15 protein-coding genes and 2 pseudogenes are annotated in these 20,166 nt (G+C 67.9%); 7 read left to right on the top strand and 10 right to left on the bottom strand.

Translation table 11 applies throughout. The features are described 5' to 3' along the window. Positions 1 to 515 precede the first annotated feature (515 nt). From OG948_RS34075 to OG948_RS34065, 3 genes are all read left to right on the top strand, one after another. Complete coding sequence (locus OG948_RS34075) at positions 516 to 2,033, top strand: Mu transposase C-terminal domain-containing protein (RefSeq protein WP_406300152.1); 1,518 nt, start codon at positions 516 to 518, stop codon at positions 2,031 to 2,033. Next, entirely contained in the window at positions 2,023 to 2,799 is a 777-nt protein-coding gene (locus OG948_RS34070; RefSeq protein ID WP_331768911.1) for an ATP-binding protein, read from the top strand. Before OG948_RS34075 ends, OG948_RS34070 begins: the two co-directional genes overlap by 11 nt. Positions 2,800 to 3,236: 437 nt before the next feature. Then, a complete protein-coding gene (locus OG948_RS34065; protein ID WP_331768912.1) occupies positions 3,237 to 4,097 on the top strand; it encodes a hypothetical protein in 861 nt (286 codons plus the stop codon). 400 nt (positions 4,098 to 4,497) lie between these two features. Here the strand turns inward: OG948_RS34065 and OG948_RS34060 are convergent. The 5 genes and pseudogenes from OG948_RS34060 to OG948_RS34040 all read right to left on the bottom strand — a co-directional run. Then, positions 4,498 to 4,925, bottom strand: a pseudogene (locus tag OG948_RS34060) (transposase); the annotation flags it as partial. Between the two features lie 975 nt (positions 4,926 to 5,900). Beyond that, a complete protein-coding gene (locus OG948_RS34055; RefSeq protein ID WP_331773379.1) occupies positions 5,901 to 7,040 on the bottom strand; it encodes a Fic family protein in 1,140 nt (379 codons plus the stop codon). A 316-nt stretch (positions 7,041 to 7,356) separates the two neighbouring features. Beyond that, positions 7,357 to 7,740 (bottom strand): hypothetical protein, encoded by a 384-nt coding sequence (locus OG948_RS34050; protein WP_331773378.1) that lies wholly within the window; start codon positions 7,738 to 7,740, stop codon positions 7,357 to 7,359. 225 nt (positions 7,741 to 7,965) lie between these two features. After that, positions 7,966 to 9,138 carry an IS30 family transposase gene (locus OG948_RS34045; RefSeq protein WP_331773377.1) on the bottom strand — a complete coding sequence of 391 codons (1,173 nt, stop codon included), beginning with the start codon at positions 9,136 to 9,138 and terminating at the stop codon, positions 7,966 to 7,968. Between the two features lie 64 nt (positions 9,139 to 9,202). After that, a complete protein-coding gene (locus OG948_RS34040; protein ID WP_331773376.1) occupies positions 9,203 to 9,595 on the bottom strand; it encodes a hypothetical protein in 393 nt (130 codons plus the stop codon). A 579-nt stretch (positions 9,596 to 10,174) separates the two neighbouring features. Between OG948_RS34040 and OG948_RS34035 the strand changes: the two genes are divergently transcribed. After that, entirely contained in the window at positions 10,175 to 11,134 is a 960-nt protein-coding gene (locus OG948_RS34035; RefSeq protein ID WP_331773375.1) for a Mu transposase C-terminal domain-containing protein, read from the top strand. Between the two features lie 1,502 nt (positions 11,135 to 12,636). Then, positions 12,637 to 13,284, top strand: coding sequence for a hypothetical protein (locus OG948_RS34030; protein WP_331773373.1), 648 nt, complete (start codon positions 12,637 to 12,639; stop codon positions 13,282 to 13,284). 364 nt (positions 13,285 to 13,648) lie between these two features. Here the strand turns inward: OG948_RS34030 and OG948_RS34025 are convergent, their stop codons facing one another. Together OG948_RS34025 and OG948_RS34020 are read right to left on the bottom strand one after the other, a co-directional pair. Further along, positions 13,649 to 14,068: a PIN domain nuclease gene (locus OG948_RS34025; protein ID WP_331773372.1), complete on the bottom strand. Its 420-nt coding sequence runs from the start codon at positions 14,066 to 14,068 to the stop codon at positions 13,649 to 13,651. A 2-nt stretch (positions 14,069 to 14,070) separates the two neighbouring features. Next, on the bottom strand, positions 14,071 to 14,277 hold the full coding sequence (locus tag OG948_RS34020; RefSeq protein WP_331773371.1) for a type II toxin-antitoxin system VapB family antitoxin: 207 nt from the start codon (positions 14,275 to 14,277) through the stop codon (positions 14,071 to 14,073). A 277-nt stretch (positions 14,278 to 14,554) separates the two neighbouring features. Here OG948_RS34020 and OG948_RS34015 point away from each other — a divergent pair, with 277 nt between their 5' ends. Continuing rightward, positions 14,555 to 15,415 (top strand): DEAD/DEAH box helicase family protein, encoded by an 861-nt coding sequence (locus OG948_RS34015; RefSeq protein WP_331773370.1) that lies wholly within the window; start codon positions 14,555 to 14,557, stop codon positions 15,413 to 15,415. A gap of 390 nt (positions 15,416 to 15,805) precedes the next feature. Here the strand turns inward: OG948_RS34015 and OG948_RS34010 are convergent, their stop codons facing one another. Then, on the bottom strand, positions 15,806 to 16,576 hold the full coding sequence (locus OG948_RS34010; protein WP_331773369.1) for a group II intron maturase-specific domain-containing protein: 771 nt from the start codon (positions 16,574 to 16,576) through the stop codon (positions 15,806 to 15,808). 231 nt (positions 16,577 to 16,807) lie between these two features. Here OG948_RS34010 and OG948_RS34005 point away from each other — a divergent pair. Next, a pseudogene (locus OG948_RS34005) lies at positions 16,808 to 17,932 on the top strand (recombinase family protein); the annotation flags it as partial. 474 nt (positions 17,933 to 18,406) lie between these two features. Here the strand turns inward: OG948_RS34005 and OG948_RS34000 are convergent. Beyond that, positions 18,407 to 18,820, bottom strand: coding sequence for a reverse transcriptase domain-containing protein (locus OG948_RS34000; protein ID WP_331773659.1), 414 nt, complete (start codon positions 18,818 to 18,820; stop codon positions 18,407 to 18,409). A 908-nt stretch (positions 18,821 to 19,728) separates the two neighbouring features. After that, on the bottom strand, positions 19,729 to 20,121 hold the full coding sequence (locus OG948_RS33995; RefSeq protein ID WP_331773368.1) for a hypothetical protein: 393 nt from the start codon (positions 20,119 to 20,121) through the stop codon (positions 19,729 to 19,731). Positions 20,122 to 20,166: the final 45 nt, after the last annotated feature.

Here is a 20,166-nt window from a genome sequence, read left to right as displayed (position 1 = left end):
AGAACCGGTTCACCGCAGTCCGGTTCAGGCACTCCGCCTCACCCTTCAACCGCGTGCTGCGCACGACCTCGACCCGGACGACGGCCTCGGGGTCGTGTCCGCGTCCTGCATGGACCACGACAGTAGGAACGGCCCCGGCCCTCACCGCCACGAATTCACACTACTCACCCGAATGGATGAACCCATATCGATTCCCCTCGCACTCACCGGCTGTGCCTGCCAAGCGGACCCGGACCCCGGAACATCAACCCGCGCCACCGGCGTAGGAGACACGGGTTCCCTGACTGTCAACGGCCACGCGGCCACCTGACGTACTCGACAGGGGCTGTGCTGTCAGCGGTATGCCGATACCGGTCAACCGGGTGACGAATCTCTGGGACACCTGATGTCGGAGCGGCCGTTCGGGCTGCCTGACGGCTCGGCGAGAAGGGGGATGCATGACGGATGGGGGCGGTGAGGACTACCGAGGTGGGGTGCAGGCCGTCTTTCCGTCACGCCTGGGGCGGGCCGCGGCGATGCCCAGGCTCCTGGACCTCGATGGCCGCGGGGAACTGACGGCCGTGCATGTGCGCTTGGTCGCACAGGCGTTGGGGAAGTCGGAGCGCACGGTGTGGCGGTGGCTGGCGGTCGCGCGCCGGGACCGGCGTCTCGCGCGGGTGGAGGCGTCGCGCTTCACCGTCACCACGGAGATCCGGCAGTTGCTGGCGCTGTGGGGCGGCAACGCCTCACGGGTCCACGCCGAGCTGGTACGGCAGGCGGCCGAGGATCCGGACGCGCCGGCTGTGCCGTCGCTGTCCACGCTGCATCGGGCGGTCCGCCGGGACCTGACCCGCGGCGAGCGGGCCGGCCTCAAGAGCGGGGAGGCCGCCCGGCGCGCCCACGACGTGTTCGGGCAACGGCCGCCGACGCACCGCAACGCGGCGTGGGAAGGCGACCACAAGCACGTTCCCGTCGAGGTCGACGTGGAGGGAGAGTTGGCCACCCCGTGGGTGACCTGGTTCATCGACTGCGCCACCAAGGTCGTCACCGGGGTCGCGGTCACCGCGCACGCGCCGAGCCGGGACGCGGTACTGGCGTCCTTGCGGATCGCGATCACCCGCGGAGGACCCTTCGGGCCGATGGGGGGACTGCCCGGTCGGATCCGGGTGGACCGCGGCAAGGAGTTCCTGTGCGCGACGGTCACCGCGGCGATGGGCGCGTTCGCCGTCCCCGTCACCGACCTCCCCGCCTACAGCCCGCATCTGAAAGGCACCATCGAGGCGTTGAATGACGCGGTGGAGGAGATGTTCCTCGTCTCGCTCCCCCGCTACACCGGCCGCCAGAGGCTCACGGGCGGCCGGCTCGCCGACCCGGACGCCCCACCGCTGACCTACGAGGCGTTCGTGGGCCTGCTGTTGGACTGGGTGACCTGGTGGAACACCGAACACCGGCCGGCCGCCCTGAACGGCAAAACCCCCGTCCAGGCGTGGCAGGCCGATCCGACACCGCTGGCGGATGTGCCCGCCGGGCAGATGGCGACCTTCGCCCTGGAAGACGACGGGCGCACCTACACGATCACCACCAACGGCGTGCGCCGCCGGCGCCGCGACTACCTCGCCCCCTGGATGAACGGCCGTACCGGCACCAAGGTCTCGGTACGGCACCTGCCTCACCATGACGACACCATCGAAGTCTTCGACGTCGTCACCGGCCGCTACCTCGGGCCGGCGTTTTTGGCCGCCGCCGCGAGTCGTGAGCAGATCCGCTCGGTCCAGGCCGCACGCACCGCGGCCGCCCGCCGGCTCAAGGCCGATCTCAAGGCCGCGGAGAAACTGCGCCGCCGACGCTTCGAGGCCTCCACCGTCGCGGCCCCGCCCCGTCTCCTCGCCTCGCCCACCTCTTCGCAGGCCGAGGACGAGTTGGGCACGGCGGCGCGGGTGGACCGACGTGCGCTGGCGCGCCCGGACTTCGTCCCGCACGGCCCCGCGCCCGCCGGCTGGGTCCGCCCGGTCGCGGCCGCTCCTCCCCCGGACAAGGACACGGATGATCACTGACCCGGACTACGGACTCCTGCCCGACGAGAGCGAGGACCACTTCCTGGGCCTTGAGCAGGCGCGGTTGGTGGGTACCGAAACACTGCTGACCACCCGGGACAACATCGAGGCCGTGATCGAGGCGAAGGCGATGATGTGCGTCTACGGGCCGGCCGGGTCCGGCAAGACGATGTCGGTGAACTCCGCCCTGCGTCACCTGGCCCCCGACATCACCCATCGTCTGGAACTGCGTGCCGGCCCCACGCCCAGGGACATCCGTCACGGGCTCTTCCGGGCGTTGGGGCTGCCGGGTGAGCCTCCCGCGCGTCCCATCGAGTTCGACACCCTCCTCAAGGACGCCCTCGCCGAGGAGTTTCGGGTCCTGGTCTGTGACGAGGCGCAGTGGATGAAGAAGACCGGGTTCGAGTTCTGGCGTCACCTGTGGGACGACAAGCGCACCGACATCGCGGTGATCTTCGCCGGGGGCGACGGCTGCTACAAGGTTTTGCGCCGGGAGCCGATGCTCGCGTCGAGGATCTTCATATGGCAGGAGTTCACCCGCATGTCCAAGGAAGAGGTAAGGGCTACGATCCCCGCCTTCCACCCCGTCTGGGCGGACGTGGACATCGCGTTGATCGACGCGATCGACAAACAGGCCGCCCACGGCAGCTTCCGCAACTGGGCCAACATCACCACCCACGTCCTGGCCGGGATGCGGAAGATGGAACTCGTCCGGGTCGACGGGGACTTGGTGCGCTGGGTGTACAGCAAGATCGGCGGCATGTGACGCACCTCGCCGCGCCGTCGGCGGGGCCGACGGCGTTCTCGGTGTCGGCACCGGATCCGCTCCACGTCATCGTCGATCGCCGTGACGATCCCGCCTGGACGGCGACCGTGCTCGGGGGCGCACGACGGGGCGGCGGGCCGGGTCACCGTCCATCCGACACCGGCGGCGGGTGGTGTGGCCGCGCCGGCGCAGGACGTGTTGTACGCGCACTGGGCGACACCCCACGCGGCAGCGGGGACGCGAAGCCGGACCGACGGACGGGACGCACGCTTCCTGAACGGAAGACGTCGGCGGCCCGGCCCCACACCCGAACCCGGGCGCGGAGGATCCTCGGCTCCCATGCAGTCACGACCCGTCGGCCCCACTGAGGCTCGGGCCCATCACAGGCGAGGCGTGTACGCCTGGCAGAGAGCCGGTCGAGGATCGATCCTCAAGGCATGAACAACGAGGACTCACCAAGCGATCTGCCCGACAACTGGGCGCACCACCACCGGTTCGGCACCGCGCTGCCGACCTGGCCCGAGAGTGACCACCTCGGGCGGGCATTCACGCTGTACGGGGGCTTCGTGCACGCCCTCACCGGAACTCCTGTCGAGGGCGCCTTCCCGAACGCTATCGCTGCCGCCGCTCTCTTCGGACGTGGGTACACGCAACTTCGGGCCGCGTACGAGCTCGCCGCACAGGGGTTCAACGCCGAGGCGTTCAACCTTCTCCGCTCGGTCTACGAGTCGACGGGGCTCGGCCGCATGCTCGCCAAAGAAGAAGGCACGGCCCAGAAGTGGATCGAGAAGGGACAGTGGACTCCCGACAAGAAGGTCCGCGAATGGCTCGGCGAGGCACAGCACGAGTCGGAAGACGGGGTGAGGCCCTACGCCAACTTCTACCGCGAGGCGAGCGCTTGGGCCCATCCCAAGGCGGTGTCGTGTCTGGGGCTTCTCCACGTGGAGGACGACGTGATCAACGTCCAAACCACGATCATCTTCGACGCCGACACGAGCCGGAAGGTCGTCTCCGCCATCACCTGGACGACCGTCTTCGCGTGTTTCGCCCTCAGGAACGCCGTGGTCGACGAACGCGTGATCCCACCGGAATGGAGGCAAGAACTCTTCGCTCTCGCACGCGCACTGTCTGGCGATGCCATGCCCCATCTCGAACGGGATTGGGAGCAGGAACGCACCCGTTTCGAAAGCGTGTTGTCACGGCTGAGGGACGCCAACGAACTGACCGAGACGTTGAGGACCGACCCGCGCTCGTGGGACAACCTTTCCGCCACGCCGGAAAACACGACAACGGATTAGGACAACCACCGGCCAGGGAACACACACCAGGGCGCGGTCCGTCGTCTTGGGGCGCCGTCGCCCACTCGTGTCGCCTCGCCCTTGTCGCCCTGGTGATCGGCGAACCCGAGGTCCTCGCAGTGACCGATCCGGTGCCCTGACGCATGTAAGCGACAGCCACGGCGGTGCAGGCCCCCGGTCCACTGACACGAACCGGCCTGTGACCTGGACCAACACCACCCGTCATACCGATCTGCGTTCAACCGACCCGATGATTCGTCAAAAGCGTCAGCAGAAGATCGGCACCCACCGTCAACGGACCGCCCAGCCCCGCACCCCACACCACAAGCCGGAACGCCGACTCCACCCCACTGACAAAACCCCGCCGAATCTCCACCGACACACCACCGCAGATCATCAGCTTCTTGTACGCGTAGTAGGTGGACGGGTGGATGCTGCACGCGTGTGCGGTGAGCACGGTGCAGATCGGCTCGACTCCGCCGAAGCGGTCCCGGTGCTCGTCGATGAAGGCTACGAGCGCGTGTGTGGCCGGTCGAGCTCGGCCGCGAAGAAAGACGCCGCGGCTTTGAGGATTTCGTTCGCGCGCTTGAGTTCGGCGTTCTCCTTTTTCAACGCCTTGAGTTGCGCGGATTCCTCCGTCGTGGTCCCGGGTCGGTGACCGGCGTCGACCTCCGCCTGGCGTACCCAATGGCGCAGCGACTCGGGCCCCACATCGAGCTTGGCGGCGATCGATCGGATCGCCGCGTGCTCGGACTTGTACTGGTCACGGGACTCCAGCACCAGGCGCACGGCCCGCTCCTTGAGGTCCCTTGGATAGTGCTTCGGCATGATTCGTCCGATTCTCTCAAGAACGAGAGTCTCGATCAAACCCGGAGCGGTTCACAAGACAGCAAAACCCAGGCCACACAGCCAAGATCCAAAGTCCCAGATCCTGCAAATCCAATGGTCAACACATGATCAATCGACAAGATCTTTCAAAACAGCCGGGACGGAGCAGCCGATGTGGCGCGGCGGGCGGCGCGGGTCGGGGTGGATCCCGGGGAGGCGTTCGAAGTGGCGTGGGCGATGGTGTGCCGATGGTGGGAGTCGGCGCTGACCTGGGAGCGGGAGGAGATCTGGCCGCGGCGACTGCGCGCGGTCGCGGGCGGGGACGCCGGGGATGACTACTTGTGGTGGCGGGTGGTCGGACGGGACGCGGTCGTCTTCCCGGAGGTGGTCGCGGTCGCGGACGCGCTGCTGGATCCGGTCCTGGCGGAGCGGTTGTGGCGCAACAGCGTTGCCGGGCGGCCTCGGACGTTGTCCGCGGACGGGGCGTTCTGCCGCGAGCTCGGGGAGCGCGTCGGGCGGTCGTGGTTGGGGCCGGTTGTCGCGGTCGACTACGGCGGCCCTTTGATCGCGTGGATGGGCGCCGTCATCCGCCGACGGCGTGGGGGCGCGGGTGGGGGTGTGGGGTTCGGGTGGGTAGACGACCCGTGGCGGGTGCGGCAAGAGGATCGACCGGCGACCACGGCCGCGCTGTTGCGGTCGCTGGGCAGGGAACGGAAGGCGGGCGGCTCGGGGACGCTGTGGCGCACGACGGTGCCGGCAGAGGAACGCATGCTGATCGGCGAGCTCGTGGATGGTGTGCAGGAACAGTTGGTGCAGCTGCGTGGAGCGCAGACCGGCAGCACCGCGGACGCGGCCCGGGCGGTACTCCGACGGCCCGTCCGACCCGCCGACGACATGGGACCGTCCGACCCATCGGCTCCGGCAGCCGGTGTCGGCCGGCCGGTGCCATCCCTGGCTGCGCAACTCCCCTGCGTGTCATTCGATGTATGGGTTGACGATGCGGTGGGGTCGCTTGGCGATCTCCAGTACGTTCTGCGGGAAGCGGGGGCCGGCGACGTAGTGGCGGCCCTTGGTCTGTCCCACGGCGGTCAGCACCCCTGCCTTCGTCAGCGCTTGAAGGTCGCGTGTCGCCTGTTGGGTGTTGATCGCTTCGGCCCGTTCGTAGCGGGAGCGCCGCACTCTGCCGACCATGGCGACTTCGTGGAGGGCTGTGACCTGCCGTTCGGTGATGCCGTCGGCTTCGGCGGCCTCCATGAGTTGCACCCAGCATTCGTTGGAGCGGTCGACACGGTGCCGCACTCGCTGGGCCTGCTGGTGGTAGGCGAGGAGGTTGAACTTGATCCACGGCAGGGTGTCGCGCTCGGGCGACCAGACGGGGCCGCCGACCTCGCGGAGCACCTTGTAGTAGTCCCAGGTGTTGCCCGGCATCCCCAGCCACTCCTCGATCGAGGAGAACTCGGGGGCCAGGACTCCGCCGCGGGCGATCAGCAGGGTCTGCAGCGAGCGGGACATCCGCCCGTTGCCGTCCGACCACGGATGGATCTTCACCAGGTTCAGGTGCGCCATCGCGGCCCGGATGAGCACGTGGTCGTCGAGGTCGCCCTCGTTCAGCCAGTCGACGAGTTCGCCCATCAGGCCGGGGACCAGTTCCTGATCCGGACCCTGGTAATCGGTCTCCAGTTCGTCGCCGGGGGCCGTGATCCGGATGGAGGTCTTTCGCCACTGCCCCGCCGTCTTCAGCGGATGATGATGTCCCTGCAGCATCCAGTGGAGCGCGTTCAGCAGTTCCTTGCCGTAGCGGAAGTCGGCGACGTCGTGCAGCGACTGGATGTACGTCATGGCCTGCTGGTACGCCAGCGTCTCCGCCTTGTTCTCGTCACTGGCCTCGACTTCGCGTTCCCCGTCCATCAGGTCCGCGACGTCCTTGGCATCGACCCGGTAGCCCTCGATCGTGTTCGACGCCGCGATGGCGCTGGCCGTCAGGGCCTTGCGCAGGTCGAGGGTCCATTTCCTGGGGGCCTGCTGGACCGCGTGGCGCAGCCGGTCACGCATCGTGTCGACCTGTTCCAGGACCTGCAGGTCGACCGGCTCGAGATGGGGAATCGCATACAGCATGAGGCAATGATACCCGGCTCCTATCATTTCGTGCTTGTGGCTTACGGCCACACCGACCCGGCATGCGCGCCACCGTGTGTACGGCGCAGCGGCGGGTGGGCGTGGGGTGTCACACGGCGGCGGTGCGAGACGGTGCGGTCGAAGGCGCGGCGGCGGGTGGTGGCCGGGCTGGGTGTCGCGAGGCCGGGCGGTCGTGGGACTGCGACGTCCGGGAACGCAGCGACCGGTGGGCACGGATCGGGCGGTGAGGTGGGTGTGGCCGGGCCGCGCGGCGCAGCGGTGGGTGTCGGGGCGGGTTCTGCGTTCGTCGCGGCCGTCAGGTGCCCAGCGTTCGGATCAGCCAGGTACGCACCTTCTCGCGGGTGGTGTAGCCGTGGGCGCGGAGGAGAAGGCTGATGTCCTTCCCGCAGATCAGGCTCAGCGGATACCCGCTTTCGCGAACTTGGCGATAGATCGAGGGCTCGAAGAACGATGTGGTGACGAAGACGCCGAACGCTCGCCGGTCGCGCACGGTCACGAGCAGACGTAGCACGTCGCTCGCTCGAACCGGGTCGTCGGCGCGGTGACACCGGGCTGCGAAGCCGAACTCGAGGGCCATGGGGTCGTCGACGGGGCCGAGGAGATACCGTCCTGTCCAGTCGCCGTTCGTGGTGGGTTCCCCAGCGGGTGGCACGAGGTCGTGCGTCGCGGGTGCGGTCATGCGCCAAAGCGCGGCGGCGCAGCGTTCGAAGGCCGAGGAATCGTCGGCGCAGAACGCGACGATCTCCTCGACGAGGTCGTGCCCCGCCGAATCCGGGTGCTGCTCGTCGGAGGTGCGCGCCTTCGCAACGGATCGGGGGACGTAGGTGTTCGTCTCGACCCATCGGCGCCATGCCGGCGGGGCGGCGGGGCGGCGGATTCGCGTGAGCGTCGCAACGTTGCAGCGTCATGGTGTCAGGGCCGCGGCGAATGCGAGGGCGGGGGTCTGCCAACCGAGGGTCTTGCGGGGTCGGTTGTTGAGTCTGTCCTCGATCACGCGGAGGTCGTCGGGAGTGTGCAGGGACAGGTTCGTGCGCTTGGGCAGGTACTGGCGGATCAGCCCGTTCGTGTTCTCGTTCGTGCCGCGTTGCCAGGGGCTGCCGGGGTGGGCGAGGAAGACACCATCGGTGAAGTAGGGCGCGAGTTCGTGGTGGCGGGCCATTTCCGAGCCCTGGTCCCAGGTGAGGGTCCGGCGAGCGTGATTCGGGAGTGCGCCGAGTGCGGCGACGAGGGCGTCGCGGAGATGGTCGGCGGAGTGTCCGTCGGGCAGTGCCACCAGGAGGAGGTAGCGGGTGCGGCGGTCGACGAGGGTGGCCACCGCTGATTGGCTGCGGGGACCGACGATCAGGTCGCCCTCCCAATCGCCCAGACGTGACCGCAGCTCGACGACCTGTGGTCGGCGGTCGATGAGGACGGCCGGGGCCGCGAACCTCGCCGCCCGTTGGTCGGAGCGGCGGCGCTTCTTGCGAAGGGGCCGTCCGGTTCGGAGTTTTCTGGTGAGCGTCCTGCTCAGGCCGCCTCGGGCGCCCTGGTAGAGGGCCCGGTAGATGCTCTCGTGGCACAGATGTCGTTCGGGACGGTCGGGCCAGAGAGCGCGTAGGTGGGCGGCGATCTGTTCGGGGCTCCACTCCAGGTCGAGCCTGGCCTGGACCTCGGCCTTCAGCTCGGGGTCCGCGGCGAGCTTGACGCGGCGCGGTCGCCCGCCGCGTTCGAGACTGCGGTGATGGGCCAGGTCGGCGTCGTAGACGCCGCGGTCGTGTGGGAGGCTGTTGCGGCGCAGTTCACGGCTGATCGTCGACGGTGCCCGGCCGAGTCGCTCGGCTATGTCCCGGACGCCCAGGCCACGTTCGCGCAGAGTGGCGATCCTCTTGCGTTCCAGCAGTGACAGATAGCGGCCCGAGCGGGAAGCCTCCGGGAGGACGACCGGTGGCAGGCCGCCGCTCTCCGCCCTCCATCGATAGCCCGTCTTCCGCCCGATCCCGAGCTGCTTGCACGCGTCGACCGTGCCCACTCCGGCCGCCAGCAGGCGCCAGTATTCAGCCTCGATCTCCAACCTGCGCTTACGTCCCCGCCTCGCCATCGACACACCCCTAATGATCAAGGAATGTTGCGACGAACGTTAGAACCCAAGGACCCGCAGGGGGTCAGTTTTCAGAGAGCGTTGACAGGGGCACGCGTTCACGGCCCTGTCGGCCGCCTGCGGCTTCGCGGAATACGTCGCGGAGGAAGGCGTTGCCCTTGGGTGTCGTGTCGTGCAGGTCGCGCCCCGGTCGGTTGTTGTCCCCGTGGTAGAGCGCCGTTCCGCGGAAGGCGTCGATCGTGTCGGGCCACTCCGGTCGGCTCCGGTTGGCGTACAGCACGGCGAGCACGGTGGCGCCGCAGTGGACCCGTCGCCGGAATCCGCCCCGATTCGACGTCCCGACGATCCGGTGGATGGGATCGTGGTCGAAGCCGGTGGTCGGTCCTCCTTCGTAGACGACGTCGACGGTCAGATCGGTACTCGGCAGATCGGTGTAAGGAACCGAGGGGTCGGGCATGACCGGCATCGTAGCCTCGGCTCTCTTGTCCGCATCAAGCAGTTTCCCGCCGGTCGGTCACCGACGAAAGAAGGCGATGCCGCCGACGACTTCGACGCATCCGCACCGACCGGCCGGGCGGACGGGCGGGAATCACGTCGACGCGGAACGCCACGGAGAGCAGGACGGCCCATCCCGGCTTCCCGTGCGCAAATGTGCGAAGCGGGGATTAGACGAAAGCCGGTTCGTGGAGGGGCTGTTCGAGACCGGATCCGCCGCGACACAGGAGAAGACAACGGCACACGCGCGAGGGGCGGTCACGCCAGCGGGCGGCGGCAACAAGGCCGGAGAACGACCCGGGCCGGCGGACCCCGGCCCGCGGAACGGGCCTCCAAAGTCGAAAAGTTGACGATGCCGGCTTGGGGGCAGGTGTAATCGACGACGACGACGATGACGATGCAGCGCATGCGAGCGACCTACCGCGAGCAGGGCGTAAGGAGTCGTCAACCATCGCGCCACCCGCGATCCCGGTGGCGTGGGGCGGGCCGCCCGAACGCGTGGCAACCACGTTCCGGGATGTGCTCCGAAGGCGGCGGGAGCGTGCAGCCGGCTCCGCCGTTCGCGCCGACGGCGAAAGGCATCGTCGAGCGCACCTTCGGATCGATCAACTCCCTTTTCTGCCAACACCTTCCCGGATACACCGGCTCCGACGCCGGCCGGCGCGGCAGGGATGTCGAGCGTGAGGCGTGCTTCAGCGTCGCCCAGTTGCAGGACCTGCTCGACGAATGGCTCGTGCACTGGCACCACCGCCCCCACGAAGGGCTGCGACATCCGGTGATGCCGAAGGTCGCGTTGACACCGAACCGGATGTGGGCCGCCCTGGTCGCGGCGTGCGGATACGTGTCGGTACCGCTGAGCGGCAAGGACTACGTCGAACTGTTGCCGGTGCGGTGGCAGGCGGTCGGCGAATGCGGGATCCGCATCGACCACCGCAGCTACGACCACGAGGTCTTGGGCCCGTACCGGGGGCAGTCCTCCGGGATCGTCGCCCGAGGCGGGAAGTGGGAGGTACACCACAATCCCCACGACGGCCGCCAGGTGTGGATCCGCCTGCCCGACGGCGAGTTGACGGAGATCCCCTGGATCCACCGCGAGCACGCCCACCACCCGTTCGACGACCGCACCTGGCAATACCCGCGTGCCACCGCCGGCCCCCACACCGACGCCGACATCCACGAAGCGAACCTCGCGGAAGCCCTCGATCAACTCATGCGTCGTGCCCGCGCCGGAGGGGCCACCCGCACCGAAGAACGCCTCCTCGCCCGCGGCACACCCACCCGGATTCCCCCGCCAGCCCGTTCCGTGCGAGAAGGGCGGGAGCAGGGCCTCTGCGACAGCGTCCCGGGGAAAGGCGAGGAGAGCCTCGACGAACTCGACGACGGCCTCGACGAGTCACCGCTCCCGGGGCCGGACGCCGACGAGGACGAGCCCGGCTCCCCCGCCCCGCCGTACCCGGGTTACGGGCTCTACGACGCCCATGAGGAGGCCCTGAAATGGTGAGCCTCGGCGTGCACTCGGCCGAAGACCCGTGGGGCGACGGTGGTGACGCGACGGAACAATCCCGGCCGGTCACCACCTGGCAGGATTGGCAGAACTTCGTGGCCGCACCGCCCCCGGTGCCACCCGAGCCCGGCGCGCCGCCACGTGGCCGGGAGGAACGGCTGGCCTATCACTCAGTTCGCCCGCTATCTCGGCGTCCCCGTCACGGCCCGGATGACGCAGGCACAGATCACCGAAGCCGTCTGCCACACGTACGACCGGGCCGGTGTCCGCCTGGTCCTCATCGACGAGACTCCGCCGCCTCAACCCGCGCACCACCACCGGCGCGGAGACCGCGGATCTGTTGAAAGACCTCACCGAACGCATCGGCGCGACGTTCGTGTACGCGGGCATCGACGTGGCCGCCACACCGTTGTTCGCGGGTGTACGCGGGGCGCAACTCGCCGGACGGGCCTCACTGATCGAGTGCGGGGCGTTCCCCGCGCGGTTGGGGAAACGCGAACCGTTCACCGAGTTGATCGCCGGCGTGGAAACCGCGCTCGACCCGAACGCACACCGCGCCGGGACACTCCCCCGCCTCGCCGCCCACCTCCACCAACGCACCGCCGGACGGATCGGCAGCCCCCTCCCACCTGATACGCCAAGCCGCGATCACCGCGATCGACGACGGCACCGAACGCATCACCAAAACCAGCCTCGACCGGATCCGCCTGGACCACCTCGCCGAAACCCGGCACCACCCCGGCACCACCCGGCCACGCACACCCGGACGGTATGCCAGCGCCTCACCCCTGCGACCCAGTCCGAAACGCCGTGACCAGCACAAACACGATCCGGGCCTTTAGATGCACAGGGCTACGTGCAACACACCCGGGTGTTCTCAACGAAACCGCGATAATCCCAGGTCAGGCCCCCACGGCCCTCGCCGGGACGGCCACGAAACGTTCTCACCCAACCTGCAACACCCCAGCTCACACCACCACGCACACACCAACCACCACCCCCGGAATCACACCAGATCCGCCACCACCCACCCATCAGCCGGCAACGCCACACAGCGCCATCGACAGGCCCACGTTCGCCGAGCAGATCGGGCACTTGGACTACCGCTACCAGCGTGGAACCCAAGCCGTCTCCCGAACGGTCCAGGCGATCGGATTGGCCGTGGGAGGACGGGCCAGCAGCCGCCTGGCCGGGTTCCGAGAGATCCGTTGCGCACTGAGCGCCAGCTCAGCGTCGAGGCCTGAAGCAGACAGCAACCGTCGGCGGTGAGACTCTGGAAGAGTCACATTTGACGTTATCGCCGAGGAGGGGTCGAGGTGCTGTATCGATGCCGCCAGTGCGGAGATACCGGCCCATTCAACGCCATATGCGAGACGTGTCGGGACGATGACTTTCTATATGAGGAACCTGTAAGAGAATCATTGCCACCATATTTCCATGCTCCCCAACCAATATCGCCCGAGGCCCGGCGATTGATTCAATTGGATGAAGAAGCCCGGATGCGGGAGGAGGAGCCGGACAGACCATTCGTCACCCCGCCTGTCAAACGACAGAAATCCTGGCGGGAGCCGGACGGGTATGTCATATGCCGCAAGTGTGAAAAGAGTGTCGAAGAAGCCGGAAAAGGAAAGGCCGGATATCATCACCGGTGGTCCAGATTCAGCAGCGGAAACGTACCATGTCGTGGATCCGGGAGAAAGGGGACGCCAGCTCTTCGGACCGTCTACTCACCCCTTGACCCGCAACTCATCTATGACCTCGTCCCGAAGGCCACGAAGGAGGAGAAGGCACGGGCATTCATGGAAGTCTACTGCTGGATCAAAAACAATCTGAGTCCGCGCCAGTACGCAGACGCCATGGCCTGGATGGGGCAAACCAATGCTACGCACCACGCCGAACTCGTGCTGAAGAACCAGCTCCCAGGCGGTGTGCCGTGGGCTAAGACCAGCGAGCTAGCCGAGGGACTTCGGCGCCTCTATTTCCCAATGCTGGGCAAGCGTACACCAACCCTCGATTGGCAAAGGCGGGTGTGTGAATACCTCGGCAAGGAACATCCACGTGCCATCGCAGAGATGGAGAGAGTGGTCGAGAATGAAAGAATAGGCTATGAGCGTCGGAAATCTGGCAAGAGTTCATGGCAGCTGTAAGCCCCCGGCGGTGTTTTGTACCGTACTTCAGCTGGTCGCCACCTTGCTTATGGTCCTCTCCCTTCACTGGCCCTGCACCGGCAAGTACCCACAGCACCACCTCCCCAATGCGGCTCACTGTGACCTCTAATCGAATGCCTGCTGTGCCGGACCCCACAAGCAGACCATGCCGCTGAAATCCAGGCAGCAGATCCGGCTGGCTGCCGCTCGGCGATGACCGCGGACACCGGCTGACAGATCGCGGCCGGGCCAGACTGCAAGACACCCGGGCACAGCGTCCAAGCGTCCGTAGGCGATGCACGTGAACTATCCGTCGTGGTGCCACAATCACGGGGTGACCGGAGAGGGCGCGGAGCGCTCGCTGTCAGTCGGCTGTTCCGGCGGGGGCGACCCATTGGGTGGGTTGGCCGGTGACGGCGGCGATCATGTCGTAATCACCGTCGTAGTGCAGGACCACCACACCGTGGCGCTCCGCAGTGGCGGCGATGAGCAGGTCGGCCATGGACAGCGCCCGATGGAAACCCTTGCCCACCGTCAGGCGCTGCACGTCCTTGGCGCGATCCCACACCTCGTCCGGACAGGGCAGGTAGTCGAAGCCGGTGAGCAGGCGGTGCAGACGGTCGGCCTCGTCAGCGTCACGGGCGCTGTGCAGGACTTCCATTTCCACCGCCCCGGTGACCGCGAGGAGCCCGCGCTCGGACAGGTCGTCCAGGACGGGGCGCACGGCGGGTTTGCCCCAGCGGGCGAGCGCGGACTTGTCGATCAGGTAACGCTGCCGGTTCACGTTCACGAGACGTCGCGTGGGGCGGAGCGGCCCTCGTCGAGGAGGTCGAACTCGCCGGAGGCGATCGCGTCCGCCAACTCCCGCCGCCGGGCCAGTTTGACCGCGGCGAGCAGCGCCGCGTTCACCGTGGCGACCTTGGTGCTCGTCCCGAGGTGTTCCTGGGCCTCGGCGAGCAACGCGTCGTCGAGATCGATGAGCGTACGAGACATGAAGACTCCCCTGTCCTCGACGGAAAACAATCCCATGATATCAAAACTGGTCCATATTTGATATCAAGGCTGATCCGTGGCGTCCGTGCGATCCGGGGGGCGGGCCCGGTTACGGTCGGGGATCCGGGGTGGTGGGTCGTCGACCACGGGGCGGCAGCGTGCCCATGCTCGGCCCCTCACAGGCGCAACACCCGCGAAAATACCGGTACCACCGCAAGCAACACCGAGACGACAGCACGACCACGGTCCGGGAACCGGCACCACGAGGAGAGAAACCGTGCAGGAATCCTTGCCACTTTTCCCAGCCGAGACCTCACCACATCCCACACGCTGGCCCCTGTCACCGCTCCGCCCGCACCAGCGCGAAGCCGTCGACGCGATCATCCGCGCCCTGGAAAACCCCGAGACCGACGCGGCCCCGGATGGGCCGCACGGCGGCGCGCGGGCCACCGCGGTGATGGCCTGCGGCACCGGCAAGACGAGGATCGCCGCAGCGGTGGCCGCAGCGCTCGCGCCGCGCGGGCGCGTGCTGGTCCTGGTCCCCACTCTTGATCTGCTGACCCAGACCGTCACCGCCTGGCAGGGCGCCGGACGCACCGCCGGAAACCGGATCGCCGTGTGCTCCCTCGCCGGCGACCGCACCCTGGACGAGGCCGGCGTGCGATGCACCACCAGCGCACCCCGAATCGCCCTGTGGGCGGCCGGTGCGGGGCCGCTGACGGTGTTCGCCACCTACCAGTCGCTGGGCGCCGTCCTGACCGCCCACCAGGGCGCCTACGGCCTGGCCCTGGCCGGATTCGACCTCGTGATCGTCGACGAGGCCCACCGCACCAGCGGATCGATCGGGAAGGAATGGGCCGCGGTCCACGACAACACCCGACTCCCACCGCGCGCCGGCTGTACCTCACCGCCACACCCCGGGTGTGGGAACCACCCGGCAACAGCGCCTACAGCGAAGCCACCACCTCGGACACCAACCCCGAACTGCCCCCGGCCCTGGCCCAGGACGACGTGTGGGAGGACCTCGACTCGGCCACCGACCGGGCCGGCGGGGGTGAGACCGGGGAGTGGGACGACGAAGGCGGGGACGATCGTCCGGTTCGTGTGCGGGGCGGGCGGCCTGTCCACTCGGCGCTGAAGGCCCGCGCGGTCGCATCGGTACAACCACATTCGGCTCCACGGTGAGATCGGCCACGTTCCACCCGTCGAATACGAAGCCAAGCACTACCAGGGACTACCGAAACCGCAGGTCATCGCCACAACCCCGAGTCTCTAACGAACCCGGAGCGGTTCAGGCCGCCTGTACGAAGCCGCGGTTCTCCATCGCCGCCCACAGCATCGCCGCGTACGTGCGGTGCTGGTGGCGAGCTGCAACACCCCAGCCCACACCCCCACCCACACACCAACCAACCACCACCCAGGCTCAGGACTCATGTAGGGTCGGGGGCTGGCGCGGTGGCAGAGTACGTCCGCCCCGTTTCCAGCCCCCGCCACATCGAACCGTGCATGCGGTTCTCCCGCACACGGCTCACCGACGCCGTTCACCACCGGCATTCGGCCTACCCCGCCAGTCCCGGAAGGGCCTGGGTGCAACGACGGGCCCGTGCAGGCCGATCAGGTCCGGTCGGCCGCGTGAGGCGAACGCCACCACGGACCAACCGAACGCTCGGCTGCGGCGATGTCGCTTGGCGAGGAATCCCGCCAACCGCATCCGTGCGTAGGACCCGATCTTGTCGAAATGCCGGGCCGAGTTCCCGAACCGGAAATACGCGGCCCACCCGCGCAGGAACGCGTTCACGTCCTGCACGATCACATCGACGGGAAGCAGCAGTCGGCGCCGTTCCGTGAGTTCACGGATCCGGTCGCGGGCATGCTGCACGGCCTTGTTCGCAGGCCAGCGGGCGAGGAAGGTCACCGGGCGCTTCCCATCGCGCGACCGGGAGGCCACCAATCGGTGGTGGAAGCCGAGGAAGTCGAGCCCCTCGCCTCCCACTTCGAGGTGGACGATCCTGGTCTTGGCCGCCTTCGGCTCCAAGCCGAGTTCGGCCAGCAGGAACGTCAGCCGCTCCAGGGCGGCTTCGGCCTGCTGCCGGGTCGCGCACATCACCACCGCGTCATCGGCATAGCGCACCAGCACTCCGTGCTGCCTCGTCTGCCAGGCCCGGTCGATCCGGTGCAGGAAGACATTGGCCAACAAAGGGGATAGGACTCCTCCCACGCAGTAGGTAACTTCGACTTCGATGCCGTTCTGACGTTCCGTCGGCTGGAACAGTCCCGCCGGAAGGGGGACGGCTGACATGTTCGGCGCTACGTTCGTAGTACGGCTGCTCGCCGGGGTGCCGGACGTGCCCGTTCCGCTCAGCGACGCCGGGTGGGGTGTGGGCGGGTGCGGTGATGACCGAGCGCAGGGCCGAGGCCGAGTATCTCTTCGATCGTCTCGGCGCGGCCGAGTTGGCCGGCGCCTACCTGTGCCTGGTTCCCGAACGGCGGGGACGGATCCCGGCGCCCAGCGGTGCGGAAGGTGACAGTCATGACCAGTGCGGCACTGTATGCCCGGGTCTCCTCGGCGAAGCAGAAGGAACAGGAGACGATCGGCTCCCAGCTCGCCGGGCTGCGCGCGCACGCCGAACGGCTCGGGCTCGACGTGCCCGAGGAATGGGTCTTCGCCGACGACGGCTTCTCGGGGGCGACGCTGGTACGACCCCAGTTGGAGAGGCTGCGCGACCTGATCGCGCAGGTGCCGGTTGACGTGGTGCTGTGCCACTCGGCGGACCGTCTGGCCCGCAAGTACGCCCACCAGGCCCTGCTGATCGAGGAGTTGGCCCGGGTCGGCACCGAGGTTCGCTTCGTCAAGGCCCCCAGCACCCACAACCCCGAGGACGTGCTGCTGGTGCAGTTCCAAGGCATGATCGCGGAATACGAGCGGGCCCAGATCGCCGAGCGCACCCGCCGCGGCAAGGCCCACCGCGCCCGCACCGGCACCGTCAACGTGCTCTCCGGCGCCCCCTACGGCTACCGCTACATCCGCCGCGGCGAACACGCCGACGCCCTCTACGAGATCGTCGAGCACGAGGCCGCCACGGTCGCCGAGGTCTTCCGCCGCTACGCGTACGAAGGCAGCACGCTGGCCGACCTGACCCGCCGGCTCACCGAGGACACCACCACACTCACCCGCACCGGCAAACAGCGCTGGGACCGCTCGACGGTCTGGGCCATGCTCCGCAACCCGGCCTACGCGGGGCGCGCGGCCTTCGCCAAGACCATGCGCGTCGAGGCCACCGCGGTCCTCAACCGCGCCGCCCGCCTGCAGGGCCGCACCACCCCCAACAGCCCCACCGTGGTGCGCGAGCGTCCCCGCGAGGAGTGGATCGAGATCCCGGTCCCGCCGCTGGTCACCGAGGAGGTCTTCGCCCTGGCCCAACGGCGCCTGGCCGACAACGCCCGGTTCGCCCCTCGCAACAGCAAGACCCCCTATCTGCTGCAGAGCCTGGTGTCCTGCGCAACCTGCGGCTATGCCTACTACCGCACCTCGACGCGCACCACCAACAAGCGGATCAGCTACTACCGATGCCTGGGTTCGGACGCCTGGCGCTATGAGCACGGCAAGGTCTGCACCAACACCCCCGTGCGCGCCGACCGCCTCGAAGACCTGGTCTGGAACCAGGTGATCGCCCTCGTCTCCACACCCGCACTGATTCAGGCGGAGCTCGACCGGCGCCTGGCCCGGATGCGGGCCGGCGACCCCGGCACCGCCCAGCGAGCCCGCCTGGAACGGGCCCTGGCCAAGACCACCATCGCCATCACCCGGCTGATCGAGGCATACCAGGAACAACTCCTGTCCCTGGCCGAACTCCGCTCCCGCGTCCCTGCCCTGCGCGCCCGGGAAACCGCCCAACGCACCCAACTGGAGGCCCTCGCCGCCCAGTCGGTCGACCGCCAGAGCTTACTCAAGCTCGCCGAGAGCCTCCAGAGCTTCCTCGCCCGCCTGCGCGAGAAGGCCACCACCGCCGACATCCTCGAACGCCGGAAAGTGGTCCGACTCTTGGTCCGCGAGGTCCTCATCGGCCCCGAGAAGGTCACCATCAGACACTCGATCCCAGCCGGCAGCCCCGACCCCACCCCGGGTTACCTATTGCGCGGGAGGAGTCACCACCCCGCCCTGCGGAGTACCGGTGACCGGCCGGCGGACCTGCCCGTCCTCCATCACTCCGGCCCGCAGCATCGCGCGCAAGAGCTTCAGGACGGACCGGTCACAGACGCGTTCCTCGACCGCGTGCATCAACTTCTCATGGTCAATCGCCTCGAAACAGTTGGCGATGTCGGTCTCGACGACCCATCGCCGTCCCCGCCAGGACTCGTCGATCAGGACCTGGAGGGCATCATGCGCGCCGCGCCCGGGCCGGAACCCAAACGAGCAAGGCAGCATGTCGGCCTCGAAAACCGGCTCAAGCACGAACTTCAGTGCCGCCTGCACGATGCGGTCGCGGACTGCGGGAATCGACAAGGGCCTTTGCTCCGGGGTGCCGGGCTTGGGAATGAACACCCGGCGCGCGGGAAGCGGTCGCCACCTGCCGTCCTTCAACTCCGCGGCCGGCTCGTCGAGAAGCCGGGCGACCCCGTACTCCTCGACCTGCGCGAGATCGACCGAGTCGATGCCCGGTGCGCCGTTGTTGCGACGCACCGTCGACCACGCACGCGCCAGGACGTCCCTGCGGTGGACCTTGTCCCCCAGCGCGTGGAACCGCCGTCCGGGATCGGCCTTGGCCGCCCGGTAGAGCGCATGCTGGAGGGCACGGACCGGATCCGAGGGAGAACGTCCCCCGACGGCGGGAATAGCCACGCGGGCACTCACCGGGCCCCTCCACTTCAGCAGTACGCATCGACGAAGCAGCGGCCCTTCCCTCACCGACGGTTGTGTTGTCCGTCCGGCTCAAGCAGTACTACGGCCGCCTCCGACGCCCACCCGACCCGCTTCCCCTTCCCGGGGTGCACCCGGTTATAGGTCGCGATGCTTCCGACAGCGCTCTTGCCGCAGGCTGTCGGGCCGGGGAGGGCCTCCCCAGTTCCCGTCGTCACCGTCGAAACGTTCCGTGTCCCATACGCCGGGGAGTCCTTCGCGGCTGCCCTCCAGGGTCTTCACCGCTTCCATGGCCTTCGCCCTGATTTCGGGGGCTCGGCTCTCCCTGTCCCCACCCTCACGGGCGGGCCTCTAACGACGCCGCAGACTTCGCGTGATGCTACGGACCGCTTCTTTGCTCCCCCTTCACAGGGCTTTCGACGCTGGACTTCGACGCCGGGCGTTTCCCCCCGACGCCGCCAGCCTGCTACCGGGCCTCCTGGCAGCTACCCGGACCGGACTCACACCGGCAGGCGACGACGAGCTTACGCACCAGTGATCAACCATCTACATGGCCAACCTCCAAATCCTGCTGGGCGTACCAAACATCGAGGTTAGGCACTCATGCTGTTCGAATCTTCAACATAAACTGAGATCGAAGCCGAAACGATGTCCATCGAGAAGGGTCCTCGCACCCGAATCCAAATCAGTTCCGGGATTGGATCGGCAAGAACTCTATATCGAGCAATTTCTTCCGGCCAGCGATTCAAGCCGGGCGGCAAGCGTTCAATGGAAATCGACTCGAGAATCTCTTGATCCTCACCTGGGACCCCGCTCATCGAGAAGTGGTGAATATTATCCAGTGATAGTACGATGCTGGGCTTGCCCTCCCAACAGAGTTCAAACTGCAGGGAATCCACTCCCGAGATAATCGAGAGAGAGGTCCTTCGCAACGCGTATCCTTCGCACGTCGCGACGACGCGGATCGCATCTTCAAAAATGGTCATCCGACCCCACATTCGAACCGACTCGGCGCACACCGAGTAATGAAC

It is taken from the genome of Embleya sp. NBC_00888 (assembly GCF_045207655.1).
In the GTDB taxonomy this organism is placed as follows: Bacteria; Actinomycetota; Actinomycetes; order Streptomycetales; family Streptomycetaceae; genus Embleya.
This window is presented reverse-complemented; position numbering and strand designations above follow the sequence as displayed.